Source organism: Lachnotalea sp. AF33-28 (genome assembly GCF_003477885.1).
GTDB lineage: Bacteria > Bacillota > Clostridia > Lachnospirales > Lachnospiraceae > AF33-28.
This window is the reverse complement of the sequence record NZ_QUEE01000014.1, coordinates 1-12647: the sequence shown is the minus strand read 5'-3', so window position 1 is coordinate 12647 and position 12647 is coordinate 1. Positions and strand designations below refer to the sequence as shown.

Annotated in this window: 16 protein-coding genes; all 16 read left to right on the top strand. The window is 48.8% G+C overall.

All coding sequences use genetic code 11. From position 1 onward, the window contains the following. Position 1 precedes the first annotated feature (1 nt). The 16 genes from DWZ56_RS17215 (at position 2) to DWZ56_RS17140 (ending at position 12423) form a co-directional block, all read left to right on the top strand. Entirely contained in the window at positions 2-295 is a 294-nt protein-coding gene (locus DWZ56_RS17215; protein WP_118557843.1) for a KOW domain-containing RNA-binding protein, read from the top strand. Then, positions 296-514, top strand: a complete 219-nt coding sequence (infA, locus tag DWZ56_RS17210; RefSeq protein ID WP_118557842.1) for a translation initiation factor IF-1 — start codon at positions 296-298, stop codon at positions 512-514. It abuts the gene before it with no gap. 130 nt (positions 515-644) lie between these two features. Then, a complete protein-coding gene (gene rpmJ / locus DWZ56_RS17205; RefSeq protein WP_005339020.1) occupies positions 645-758 on the top strand; it encodes a 50S ribosomal protein L36 in 114 nt (37 codons plus the stop codon). Between the two features lie 196 nt (positions 759-954). Continuing rightward, positions 955-1326 (top strand): 30S ribosomal protein S13, encoded by a 372-nt coding sequence (gene rpsM / locus DWZ56_RS17200; protein WP_118557841.1) that lies wholly within the window; start codon positions 955-957, stop codon positions 1324-1326. A gap of 54 nt (positions 1327-1380) precedes the next feature. Then, positions 1381-1779, top strand: coding sequence for a 30S ribosomal protein S11 (rpsK, locus tag DWZ56_RS17195; protein WP_118557840.1), 399 nt, complete (start codon positions 1381-1383; stop codon positions 1777-1779). 18 nt (positions 1780-1797) lie between these two features. Further along, positions 1798-2391: a 30S ribosomal protein S4 gene (gene rpsD, locus DWZ56_RS17190; RefSeq protein ID WP_118557839.1), complete on the top strand. Its 594-nt coding sequence runs from the start codon at positions 1798-1800 to the stop codon at positions 2389-2391. 54 nt (positions 2392-2445) lie between these two features. Next, positions 2446-3405: a DNA-directed RNA polymerase subunit alpha gene (locus DWZ56_RS17185; RefSeq protein ID WP_118557838.1), complete on the top strand. Its 960-nt coding sequence runs from the start codon at positions 2446-2448 to the stop codon at positions 3403-3405. Positions 3406-3478: 73 nt separating this feature from the next. Next, on the top strand, positions 3479-4015 hold the full coding sequence (locus DWZ56_RS17180) for a bL17 family ribosomal protein (protein WP_118557837.1): 537 nt from the start codon (positions 3479-3481) through the stop codon (positions 4013-4015). A gap of 445 nt (positions 4016-4460) precedes the next feature. Further along, positions 4461-5348, top strand: coding sequence for an energy-coupling factor transporter ATPase (locus DWZ56_RS17175; RefSeq protein WP_118557836.1), 888 nt, complete (start codon positions 4461-4463; stop codon positions 5346-5348). Then, on the top strand, positions 5341-6210 hold the full coding sequence (locus DWZ56_RS17170) for an energy-coupling factor transporter ATPase (protein WP_118557835.1): 870 nt from the start codon (positions 5341-5343) through the stop codon (positions 6208-6210). Before DWZ56_RS17175 ends, DWZ56_RS17170 begins: the two co-directional genes overlap by 8 nt. Next, the gene (locus DWZ56_RS17165; RefSeq protein WP_118557834.1) at positions 6188-7453 is read left to right on the top strand and encodes a VanW family protein; all 1266 of its coding nucleotides are present in this window, start codon (positions 6188-6190) and stop codon (positions 7451-7453) included. The genes DWZ56_RS17170 and DWZ56_RS17165 overlap by 23 nt, the downstream gene beginning before the upstream one ends. A gap of 83 nt (positions 7454-7536) precedes the next feature. Further along, positions 7537-8343, top strand: a complete 807-nt coding sequence (locus tag DWZ56_RS17160; RefSeq protein WP_118557962.1) for an energy-coupling factor transporter transmembrane component T family protein — start codon at positions 7537-7539, stop codon at positions 8341-8343. A gap of 91 nt (positions 8344-8434) precedes the next feature. Beyond that, positions 8435-9184 carry a tRNA pseudouridine(38-40) synthase TruA gene (gene truA / locus DWZ56_RS17155; RefSeq protein WP_118557833.1) on the top strand — a complete coding sequence of 250 codons (750 nt, stop codon included), beginning with the start codon at positions 8435-8437 and terminating at the stop codon, positions 9182-9184. A 280-nt stretch (positions 9185-9464) separates the two neighbouring features. Continuing rightward, positions 9465-10601, top strand: coding sequence for a sialidase family protein (locus tag DWZ56_RS17150; protein ID WP_158584645.1), 1137 nt, complete (start codon positions 9465-9467; stop codon positions 10599-10601). Then, on the top strand, positions 10591-11505 hold the full coding sequence (locus DWZ56_RS17145; RefSeq protein ID WP_118557831.1) for an ABC transporter permease: 915 nt from the start codon (positions 10591-10593) through the stop codon (positions 11503-11505). The genes DWZ56_RS17150 and DWZ56_RS17145 overlap by 11 nt, the downstream gene beginning before the upstream one ends. A gap of 15 nt (positions 11506-11520) precedes the next feature. Continuing rightward, the gene (locus DWZ56_RS17140; RefSeq protein ID WP_118557830.1) at positions 11521-12423 is read left to right on the top strand and encodes a carbohydrate ABC transporter permease; all 903 of its coding nucleotides are present in this window, start codon (positions 11521-11523) and stop codon (positions 12421-12423) included. The last annotated feature ends 224 nt before the right edge of the window (positions 12424-12647 follow it).

Sequence of the window (12647 nt, the reverse complement as noted above, 5' to 3'; positions counted from 1 at the left end):
TATGATACGATGGGAACCGGGGTATCTGGCAAAATCCAAAGCAGGACATGATAAAGGCGAAATTTTCCTCATAATCCGTGAAGAGGGCGAATATGTTTATCTGATGGACGGGAAATCCAGGACCATGGAGAAACCTAAGAAAAAGAAGAAAAAGCATCTGCAGCCCATTTCTTACAGAAACGAAACCATCGCAGCAAAGCTGATGGCAGATGAAACGGTTATGAATGAATCGGTCAGACAGGCGATTCAGTATCAGAAAAATACGAATCCAAAAAAACAGGAGGATGTAAGGTAGATGTCAAAAGCGGACGTTATCGAGATAGAAGGCAAAGTAGTTGAAAAGCTGCCGAATGCGATGTTCCAGGTAGAACTGGAAAATGGGCATCAGGTATTGGCTCATATCAGCGGCAAACTGCGCATGAATTATATACGTATACTGCCCGGTGATAAAGTAACTTTAGAGTTATCCCCCTATGATTTATCCAAAGGAAGAATTATCTGGAGAGATAAATAAATCAGGAAGGATTGCAAATTTCGCTTGCACTCTGAAAGCAATAATGATATAATGAGTGGCAGACTTTTTGAAAGTCCCCCCTGCACAGCTGTGTGCGGCGGCCAAGCGAGAGTGAAAGGAGTGTATTGCTGTGAAAGTAAGATCATCCGTAAAGCCGATTTGCGAAAAGTGCAAAGTGATCAAGAGAAAAGGCAGTGTCAGAATCATTTGCGAGAACCCGAAGCATAAACAGAGACAGGGTTGATGTATTAGTGCGGCTGCAGTAGGAACCACCAGAATGAGTTGTTCTTACTGATTAAAGAAATAAACAATTTATAAGATGCGGTGTAATTATCCTCCTGCTGATAAAGGGATATTTATGCTCATTTTCCGCGTATGCACTGTCATGCGCATGTACTTTGATGAATTAGAAATTTACTTAATGGAGGTGTACTACACACATGGCTCGTATTTCAGGTGTTGATTTACCAAGAGAAAAACGTGTTGAAATCGGATTGACCTATATCTATGGCATCGGCAGGGCTAGTTCCAACCGTCTCCTGGCAGAAGCGGGTGTTAGTCCTGATACCCGTGTAAAGGATCTGACAGATGATGAGATTAAGAGGATCAGCCAGGCCATCGAAGATGACCATCAGCTGGTAGAAGGTGATCTGCGCAGAGAGATCGCGCTGAACATCAAGCGTCTGCAGGAAATCGGATGCTACAGAGGAATCCGTCACAGAAAAGGCCTGCCGGTTCGCGGTCAGAAGACCAAGACCAACGCAAGAACCAGAAAAGGTCCTAAGAAAACTGTTGCTAATAAGAAGAAATAATTAATATCGTTGTGATCATTTAGAAAGGAACCCAACGGGGAAAGGTTAGTTTTTATGGCTAAGAAAGTGTCAACTAAGAAAGTGACAAAAAAGCGTGTTAAGAAAAACGTTGAACGCGGACAAGCGCACATTCAATCATCTTTCAACAATACAATCGTTACCCTGACAGATACACAGGGAAATGCTCTTTCATGGGCGAGTGCGGGCGGTCTGGGATTCAGAGGTTCAAGGAAATCTACTCCCTATGCTGCGCAGATGGCAGCTGAGACTGCTGCAAAGGCAGCTTTAGTACACGGATTAAAAACTGTAGACGTAATGGTGAAAGGTCCGGGATCAGGCAGAGAAGCAGCGATTCGTGCTTTACAGGCATGTGGAATTGAAGTAACCAGTATCAGAGACGTAACCCCGGTACCGCATAACGGATGTCGTCCGCCCAAACGCAGAAGAGTTTAATTTAGGAGGTGTATTAAAGTGGCAGTCAATAGAGTTCCAGTTCTTAAAAGATGCAGATCTCTTGGTTTAGAGCCTATGTACTTAGGTATCGATAAAAAGTCAAACAGAGAATTAAAAAGAGCCAACAGAAAAATGAGCGAGTATGGTCTCCAGTTAAGAGAGAAGCAGAAAGCGAAATTTATTTACGGTGTGTTAGAAAAGCCCTTCAGAAATTACTATACAAAGGCTAAAAAGATGAACGGCATGGTTGGTGAGAATCTGATGATTCTGCTCGAGCTTCGTCTTGATAACGTGCTGTTCCGTGCAGGTTTTGGCCGCACAAGAAGAGAAACCAGACAGATCGTTGATCACAAGCACGTGCTGGTAAACGGCAAGTGCGTCAACATTCCTTCCTACCAGGTGAAGGTCGGCGATGTGATTGAGATCAAAGAGAAAAACAAAGATTCTCAGAGATACAAGGATATTCTGGAAGTAACAGCCGGAAGGCTTGTTCCGGAATGGCTGACATCCGATGCGGAAAACCTGCAGGTAACCGTTAAGGAGATGCCTACCAGAGCAGCTATCGACGTTCCGGTGAACGAAATGCTTATCGTCGAGTTGTACTCCAAATAATCCATAGGAGTATAATAACCCTCAATCATAGAACCCAAAAGGAGGGGCCTAATAGTGTTCGATTTTGAGAAGCCAAATATTGAGATAGTGGAAATCTCCGAAGACAAGAAATACGGTAAATTTGTTGTGGAACCGTTGGAGCGCGGCTATGGTACGACTCTCGGCAATTCTTTAAGGAGAATTATGCTCTCTTCCTTACCGGGTGCAGCAGTGAGCCAGATTAAAATTGACGGAGTGCTGCATGAGTTCAGCTCAATTCCTGGAGTTAAGGAAGATGTGACTGAGATCATCATGAATATCAAAAGCCTGGCGATAAAGAACAACAGTGATACAAATGAGGCAAAAATCGCGTATATCGAGTTTGAAGGCGAAGGTGTTGTCACCGCAGCCGATATTCAGGTGGATTCCGATATCGAGATTCTGAACAAAGAACAGGTAATCGCAACTTTGAGCGGCGGCCCTGACTGCAAGCTGTACATGGAACTGACGATTACTGGCGGCAGGGGCTATGTGAGCGCGGACAGAAACAAGGACGAAGAACTGCCGATCGGTGTGATCGCGGTGGACTCGATCTACACGCCTGTGGAGCGCGTCAACCTTAAGGTGGAGAATACCCGTGTTGGGCAGATTACTGACTATGACAAATTGACTTTGGATGTGTTTACAAACGGCACCATGGCTCCGGATGAGTCAGTCAGCCTTGCAGCCAAAGTGTTAAGCGAGCACTTAAACTTATTCATAGATCTTTCCGAAAACGCCAAAACCGCAGAGGTAATGGTAGAGAAAGAGGATAATGAGAAAGAAAAAGTGTTGGAAATGAACATTGATGAGCTTGAGCTGTCTGTTCGTTCCTACAACTGCTTGAAGAGAGCCGGAATCAATACGGTGGAAGAGCTTTGCAGCAGAACTTCCGAAGATATGATGAAGGTAAGGAACCTTGGCCGCAAGTCCTTAGAAGAGGTGCTTGCAAAGCTCAAGGAGCTTGGGCTGGAGTTGAATCCCAGCGACGAGTAATAAGAATAGAGGCGGCTGTCAGTAAGCCCGATGAGCATGACAGGTACAAACACCGCTATGGAGGAAAGAAAAAATGGCAGGTTATAGAAAACTTGGCAGAACTGCAAGCCAGAGAAAAGCGTTATTAAGAAACCAGGTAACCAATCTGTTATATCATGGCAAGATTGTTACTACCGAAGCGAAGGCAAAGGAAATCCGTAAGATTGCCGAAGGCCTGATCGCGATGGCAGTAAAAGAAATGGATAATTTTGAAACCGTAACCGTTAAGGCTAAGGTTGCCCGCAAGGACAAAGACGGAAAGAGAATCAAAGAAGTGGTAGACGGCAAGAAGAAAACCGTATACGACGAAGTTGAGAAGACAATCAAGAAAGACAGCCCGTCCAGACTGCATGCGAGAAGACAGATGCTGCAGATCCTCTATCCTGTGACAGAGGTTCCCACAGCTGCTGCCGGCAAGAAGAAAAACACAAAGAAAGTGGATCTTCCTGCAAAGCTCTTCGATGAGATCGCTCCCAAGTATGTAAACCGCAAAGGCGGTTACACCAGGATCGTGAAGATCGGCCAGCGTAAAGGCGACGGCGCAATGGAAGTATTAATTGAATTAGTGTAATATCAGTAAAAGCCCCGGAGCAATTCGGGGCTTTTATTCTATCATAAGATATTGTTCCAATGATGCAATAAACCCTCCGGGCAGGATCGCACTGCGGCGGGAAGGTATTATGCCGCCAAAGCAACCTGTCGCAGGCGGAGAATCCCGTTTCTGCTCACGGCAGCCGATAAAGCAGCACATGTCTGGCCAGAGTATGGTCCTCATAGGGATCCCGCAAAGCCCGCCGGTTCTTTCGCTGCGTAGTTTGCAGCGTTAGAACCGCTGCGCGCTTCACGGAGCGAGAGCGCGTCCCAATGAGGACCATACTCTGGCCAGACATGTGCGGAAAGTTTACGGCACTGTGAACTGAAAGAATCCCGTTCGCAGGATTCTTTTTCACTCTATTTACCTTGCATATTTCCCTGAAATCTATTACAATGAAAATCTGAAAGGTAGGGGCATGTCTATGGGCATTATAAAGACTGCGAAACTGGTATATGACTATATCAGGCGCGATGAAGAGAATAATATGGAAGAAACGGACCGCGCCATAGACGGCGTGGATGTAGATATAAAAGAAGGAGATTTTGTTGCCGTCCTCGGTCATAACGGTTCCGGCAAATCCACACTGGCCAAGCATATGAACGCGCTGCTGATGCCGACGGAGGGGACGGTCTGGATCGGTGAAAGGGACAGCAAAGAGGAGGAGAATCTCTGGGATATCCGGCAGACTGCCGGCATGGTGTTCCAGAATCCGGACAACCAGATCATCGGCAGCGTTGTGGAGGAAGACGTGGGGTTCGGGCCGGAGAATATCGGTGTGCCCACCGGGGAGATATGGCAGCGTGTGAATGCCAGCCTGGAAGCGGTAGGTATGACGGCATACCGCAGCCATTCCCCCAACAAGCTGTCGGGCGGTCAGAAGCAGCGTGTGGCCATTGCAGGCGTGATGGCGATGAAGCCGAGATGCATTGTATTGGATGAGCCTACTGCCATGCTGGATCCCAACGGCCGCCACGAGGTGATCCGCACAGTCAAGGAGCTGAACCGGCAGGAGAATATCACAGTGATACTGATCACCCATTATATGGAGGAAGCGATTCAGGCCGACCGGGTGATCGTGATGGACCGAGGAAAGATCGTGATGGACGGCACGCCGAAGGAGGTCTTTTCCCAGGTGGAGACCGTCAAGTCCTATCAGCTGGATGTCCCGCAGGTGACGGAGCTTGCCTATGAACTTAAAAAGGCCGGGGTAAAGCTGCCTGACGGCATACTCACCATAGATGCGTTTGTGAAAGAACTGATGTCTGTCTGGAAGGCGGACGGGAGCGGAAAAGAGGCGCAGCATGATTGAACTGAAGAACGTCTGCTATATTTACGGTGAAAACACCGTCATGGAAGTGGGAGCCCTCAAAAATGTGAATCTGAAGATCGGAGACGGACAGTTTATCGGACTGATCGGCCATACGGGATCGGGAAAATCCACTTTGATACAGCATCTCAACGGCCTGATCCGCGCGACGTCCGGAGAAATATATTTTAATGGGCAGAATATTTACGCTGAGGGCTATAAGATGAGGGATCTGCGCAGCAAAGTGGGTCTGGTATTCCAATATCCGGAGCATCAGCTCTTTGAGGTCGATGTGTTTTCCGATGTCTGCTTTGGTCCCAAGAATCAGGGGCTGCCGGAGGATGAGGTGAAGCAGAGAGCCAGGGAGGCGATGGAGCTGGTGGGACTGGATGAGTCCTATGACAGCAAATCCCCATTTGAGCTGTCCGGAGGTCAGAAGCGACGCGTGGCCATAGCCGGTGTTCTGGCTATGAAGCCGGAGGTGTTGATACTGGATGAACCCACCGCCGGCCTTGATCCGAAGGGGAGAGATGAGATCCTGGATCAGATATCAAAACTGAAACAGGAGCGCAATATCACGGTTATCCTGGTTTCGCACAGCATGGAGGATGTGGCGAAGTATGTGGACCGCATCATTGTCATGAATCACGGAGAGGTGCTCTTTGATGATACGCCGGGCAAGGTGTTTCATCATTACCGTGAGCTGGAGAAAGTGGGGCTGGCGGCTCCCCAGGTAACCTATATCACCCATGCCTTGATGGAGAAGGGCTTTCCCATCAAGGCGGAGGCGATTACCGTAGAAGAGGCGAAGCAGGAGATCCTGAAAGCATTGCAGGAAACGAATGAGAAAATACCGAACAATTAAAATTATCATCGTAGCGGCGGCCCTGTTGTTTTTTGCGGGCGAGATCGCATATTTTGTCTGGGCCCGGCCGGTGATCGCGGCGGATGTGGAAGCGTTCCGGCAGATGGCTTATCCGAATAAGGCCGTCAACGGAGTGGACGTATCCGGCATGACCGTCGAAGAAATCAGCGAAGTGATCGAAGCTGTCAAGCAGGAGTATTTAAAAAAACAGATCACACTTCATCTGGGAAACGGCAGGACCTATAGCTTCACCATGGCGGATTTTTTGCCAAGCTTTGAACAAAGCGGCATTGCCGCCGCGCGGATTGTCGGCGCGGATAAGGAGCTGCCGTATATTCTGCAGTATCTGATGCTTAAAGGCGTCTATCAGGCCACGCCGGTCTATATCAATCTGCGCGGGGATTATGACAGGGAGAGTGTGGAGCCTTTGGCAGAAAGAATCGCCGGGGAGTGCTTCCAGGAGAAGTGCCCGCCTCAATTCTCCGTTGAAAATGATCAGATCTGTCTTGTGAGCGGGAAAGACGGTTATTCGATCGATGCCGGTGAGATTGCGGACGCGCTGCTTTCGGCGCTGGAAGAAAGCGCGGGAACGGACAGCATAAACATTGAGCTGGCGGGGACGGCCGATCCGTTGAGCCAGAAGGAGCGTATGCTGGAGACCATCAACACCTGTATTTCCGAGTTTACAACGGAGTATAAGGCGAAATCGGCGAAAGCCACCAACGTGGAAAATGCATCCGCCAAAATCGACAATCTGATCCTGTATCCGGGTGAGAGCCTGTCCGTGGATAAGGCGATACAGGAGAGGACCAGAGCCAACGGCTATGTGTATGCTCCGCAGTTTGATAACGGCCGTGTGGTGGAGGGGATGGGCGGGGGAATCTGCCAGGTCTGCACCACGCTGTACGGGTCGTTATTGCGGGCTGGGATCATACCCATCGAGAGGCATCCCCACAGCATGGTGGTCACCTATGTTCCCATAGGGTTGGATGCTGCTATAGCCAAGGGCTATAAGGATCTGGTGTTTGAGAACACGCTTGATTACCCGATCTGCATTACGGCGAAAGCCGGCGGCGGGAAGGTGACATTTAAGCTTTGGTCCAATGAAAACGCGCTGGAGGGTTATCGCTATGAACCCGCTTCGGTCAGGATCAGCAGCAAACGGTCGGAGTCGTACCTTAAGAAATATCTGGGAGAGGAACTGGTGGACACCGTCAGGCTGTCACGGGATTCCTACCGTTAAGTTTACACAGAGGCTTATAATATACAGCAGGCATGGAGAGCAGCAAAAGGCGCTCGACCGGCTGCATGGAAATGAGGGAAACTATGATTAGAGATATGACGCTGGGCCAGTATTATCCGGTGGATTCGTTCATCCATAAACTGGACCCAAGGACTAAACTGTTCGGAACAATGGTATATATTATCTCTTTGTTCCTGGCGGACGGCATTGTGGGATATCTGATATCCGCGGTGTTTCTGGCCATTGTGATCCGCGTATCAAAAGTACCGTTTAAATTCATTGTAAAGGGGATAAAACCGATCCTGTTCCTGCTGCTGTTCAGCGTGATATTTAATCTCTTTCTGACAGACGGCGACACGCTGGTTAGTTTCTGGATCTTCCGCATTACGAAGCAGGGCGTCCGTCTGGCATTTTTTATGGCGTTAAGGCTGGTATTTCTGATCATGGGATCGTCGATGATGACGTTTACCACCACGCCGAACCAGCTGACGGACGGTCTGGAAAAAAGCCTGCACTTTTTAAACTATATCCGCATCCCGGTACATGAAATCGCCATGATGATGTCCATTGCGCTGCGCTTTATCCCGATCCTGATCGAGGAGACGGACAAGATCATGAAGGCGCAGACCGCCAGGGGAGCGGATTTTGAGAACGGTTCCCTGATGCAGAAGGCAAAAGGGCTTGTGCCGCTTCTCGTGCCACTGTTCATATCCGCCTTCCGGCGCGCCACGGATCTGGCTATGGCGATGGAAGCGCGCTGTTACCGCGGGGGAGAGGGAAGGACGAAGATGAAACCGTTAAAGTATCAGCGGGCGGACCGGCTCGTATATCTGTTTTATGCCGGCTATCTGGCGTTAGTGGTCGTCCTGTCAAAAACGGTGCCCCTTTAATCCGGTTATGCAGGGACGGTTTGTCTGAACCAATGTGTGACATTACTCTGAAAAGAGAGATATAAAAAGAGATATAAAAGAGAGATATAATATGAAGCGCATAAAACTGACGGTAGCCTATGACGGCACCAATTACTGCGGCTGGCAGGTACAGGATAACGGGATCACCGTGGAAGCGGTATTAAACCGCCATCTGTCGGAGCTGCTTGGGGAGCCCATCCGTGTGACCGGCGCCAGCCGAACGGATTCCGGCGTTCATGCCATGGGCAATGTGGCCGTATTTGATACGGTGACGCGGATTCCTCCAGAGAAGATTTCCTACGCCTTAAATACCAGGCTGCCGGAGGATATCCGCATACAGCATTCCTGCGAGGTGGCGGCGGATTTTCATCCCCGCAGATGCGTATCCAGAAAGACCTATGAGTACCGCATCTTAAACAGAACCTTTGAACTTCCAACAGAGAGGCTCTATGCCTATTTTGTCCACCGCCCGTTAAACGAGCAGAACATGCAAAAGGCGGCGGAATTTTTGGTGGGAGAGCATGATTTCAAAAGCTTCTGTTCGGCAGGCAGCCAGGTGGAGAGCACTGTGCGCACCGTATACAGCCTGGATGTAAAACGCGAAGGGGATCTGATCCGTGTGTGCGTCACCGGGAACGGTTTCCTCTACAACATGGTCCGCATAATTGTGGGGACGCTTTTGTCCGTCGGATACGGGATGTATCCACCGGTGCATGTGAAAGAGATTCTGGAAGCGAGGGACCGCGGACAGGCGGGGCCGAAGGCGCCGGCCTGGGGGCTGTTCCTGAAAGAGATCCGTTTTGAAGAGGAAGCGGTTTAAAATCATATGATATGGGAAAAACGAACTGGATAAATCCGGTTCGTTTTTTTTTATTACATAGGAAAGTTTTCCGAACTCTCCTATGTAATAAAAAGCCCTCCGGGCAGGAACGCACTGCGGCGGAAAAATAGCGGCTCTTGTTCCGGCATAGAGCAATAATCACCAGTTTTATTGAAAATGGCTCTAATGAAAGACAAGAAAGATCAAACCGGATCAAAAATGGCTTGTAGATATAACTGCTGTGTACCGGTAAACTACAATGCGTGAGGAGGAAATCAAAATGGACAAAAAGGGAATTCTGGAGCCGGCGGCGCTGATCAGCGAGCCAGGCGAAGCATACTCATTGGATTTTAGAAAATGGCAGGGCTGCCCGACCATCGCGAGAACCGCCGGCGGCAGACTGTGGGCAGGATGGTACAGCGGAGGCATTTGTGAACCGGATGAGAACAATTATAATCTTCTGGTTTACAGCGATGACGAAGGCAGCACATGGAGCGATCCGGTACTTGTTATAGACAGCCGTCCCGAGATCCGTTTAAGAGCCATGGATATACAGTTATGGATGGATCCGGCGGAAAAGCTCTGGGTGTTCTGGACTCAGACAGAGGATTCAGAGCAGAAGGACGAAAATGGAAGGTGTCTGGAATATACGGATGGAATATTCGGTGTATGGGCCGTTACTACGCAGGAGCCGGAGTCATCCCGTCCGGTTTGGACACCTCCGGTCAGAATCAGTGACGGCTTTTTGCGGTGCCGTCCCACGGTGCTGTCCGATCAAAGAATACTCATGTGCCCTTATGACTGGACCCATGACAGATATGCCTATAATATCAGCTGTGATCACGGGGCGAGCTGGGAGCGTTTTTTTGGAACTGTCAAATTATACGAGACTAACTGTTTTGATGAAGCGATGGCGGTGGAGCGCAGAGACGGGATTCTCTGGATGCTGGTGAGAACCGCACATGGGGCGTTGGCACAGACTTTTTCCTGCGATAAGGGGCAGAGCTGGCTTCCGGCGGGGCTTAGCGGGATTGAGAATCCATCGTCCAGATTTTGGATCGGAAGATTACAATCCGGACGGCTGCTCTTGATTAACCACTGTGATTTTGTCGGAAGAAACCGTCTGACCGCCCTGCTGTCGGAGGATGAGGGGGAAACCTGGCCGTGGAGACTGCTGCTGGATGAGAGAGAGAATGTCAGCTACCCCGACGCAGCGGAATGCGCGGACGGAAGTATTTTCTGCATCTATGACCGCGAAAGAACCGATATCGGCGAGATCCTTCTGGCCAGATTTACGGAGGAAGATATATTTGCAGGGACAATGGTTTCCGACGGCTCCTACCGTAAAAGATGTGTCAGCTGCTGCAGGAGTCGGATCCGTTCTGTCGGCGAAGAGGAGGAAAGCGATGAGTCCTAGAAAAAACTTTCTGCAGAAGGCCGCCCGGTGCTGGCAGCTCTACATCTTGCTGCTGCCGGCAGTCATCTATCTGCTTGTTTTTAATTATGCGCCCATGGTGGGTATACAGATTGCTTTCCGTGATTATAAATTCTCCAAAGGCTTTTGGGGAAGCGCTTGGGTGGGGCTGAAGCACTTCCGTTACTTTTTTAATTCTGTGCAGTTTAAGATGCTGATGGAAAATACGGTGAAGATCAGTGTGTATTCACTGCTGGCGGGATTTCCCTTCCCGATTCTGCTGGCGCTGCTTTTAAATGAGAGCAGGCATCTGCGCCTGAAGAAAGCGGTGCAGACGCTGACATATGCGCCGTATTTTATATCAACGGTTGTGCTGGTCTCCATGCTGTCCTTGTTTTTATCCCCATCCACTGGAGTGGTGAATAAACTCATCACCTTTTTCGGAGGAACGCCGGTGGATTTCATGGGGAGAGCGGATCTGTTCCGGCCAGTGTATGTTATATCCGGTATCTGGCAGGGGACCGGATGGAGTTCCATTATTTTTATCGCAGCGCTCGCCGGAATCGATCCGCAGCTGCATGAGGCGGCGGAGATTGACGGTGCCAACCGATTGCAGAGGATCTGGCATATCAATCTGCCCGGGATATTGCCGACGGCAGTGATCATGTTTATTCTCAACTGCGGCTCCATTATGAGTGTGGGGTTTGAGAAAGCGTTTTTAATGCAGAATTCCATGAATCAGTCCGCTTCCGAAATCATTGCCACCTATGTATATAAAATGGGAATCCAAAAAGCGCAGTATTCCTATACAACGGCGATCGGCCTGTTTAATTCTCTGATCAATATAGCTTTGCTGTTAATTGTAAACCGTATCAGTAAAAAAGCGGCTGATATCAGCCTGTTTTGAAGGATGGATGAATCTATGAGAAAAGAGAAACACATTATAAAAGAAAGCGCGGATAACCGTATCTTTAATATCTCTGTTACCGTCCTCCTGGTAGTATTTGGGCTGTTGGCTCTTTATCCGATTGCTTTTGTGATCATAGCATCGGTATCGGATCCGGTCAGTGTCAATGCCGGTGAAGTCTGGCTGTATCCCATAGGATTTCAGCTCGATGGCTACAGGCAGGTATTTACGAACCGATGGATTTTCATCGGATATCGGAACAGCCTGTTGTATACCACCTGCGGAACCGCGCTGAATGTATTGGTGACTGTTATGGCGGCCTATGCGCTCTCTAGGAGGGATTTGTTCGGAAAGCCTTTGTTTAGCTGGCTTGTAGCCATTCCGATGTGGTTTGGCGGCGGGCTCATTCCTACCTATATTGTGATTAACCGTCTGCATCTGTTAAACACACCGCTTATTTTGCTTCTGATCGGCCTGGTCAGCAGCTTTAACATCATCATCTGCAGGACCTTTCTTGCGTCCCTTCCCTATGAGCTGCAGGAGGCTGCAAAGATCGACGGCTGCAACGATTTTGCGATACTGCGCAGAATCATTCTGCCCCTGTCCAAACCGATTCTCGCGGTGCTGTGCCTGTACTATGCGGTGGGCCACTGGAATGATTATTTCAATGCGATGATCTATGTAAACAATAAAAATTATCAGACTCTGCAGGTGTTTTTGCGGGAGATTTTGCTGCTGAATCAGAATATTGATCTGAATACGGTGGAAGATCCGGCGGTGGTTGCTTTAAAACTGCAGATGGCTCAGGTGATGAAATATTCTTTAATTGTGGTTTCATCCATCCCTCTTTTGATAGCGTATCCGTTTGTACAGAAATTTTTTGTAAAAGGTGTTATGATTGGTTCAGTAAAGGGATAATTCCGATGCTGGGCTGTTATAAAAAAGCACACTGAAGTGTGCGTAGGTCATCAACCTGCGGTTGGTGACAAGAAAAGCATTCTGGTGATATGTCAAGAGTTTTTTGAAAAAGATTTTGATATGTTTTTTAGAAAAAAGGGTAACTTTAATAGACCCTCGGTGGAAATTCCTAAAAACCGAATGTCAGTTCTGACCGGTATGTAATTCGGTGTCCAGCTTTTCAC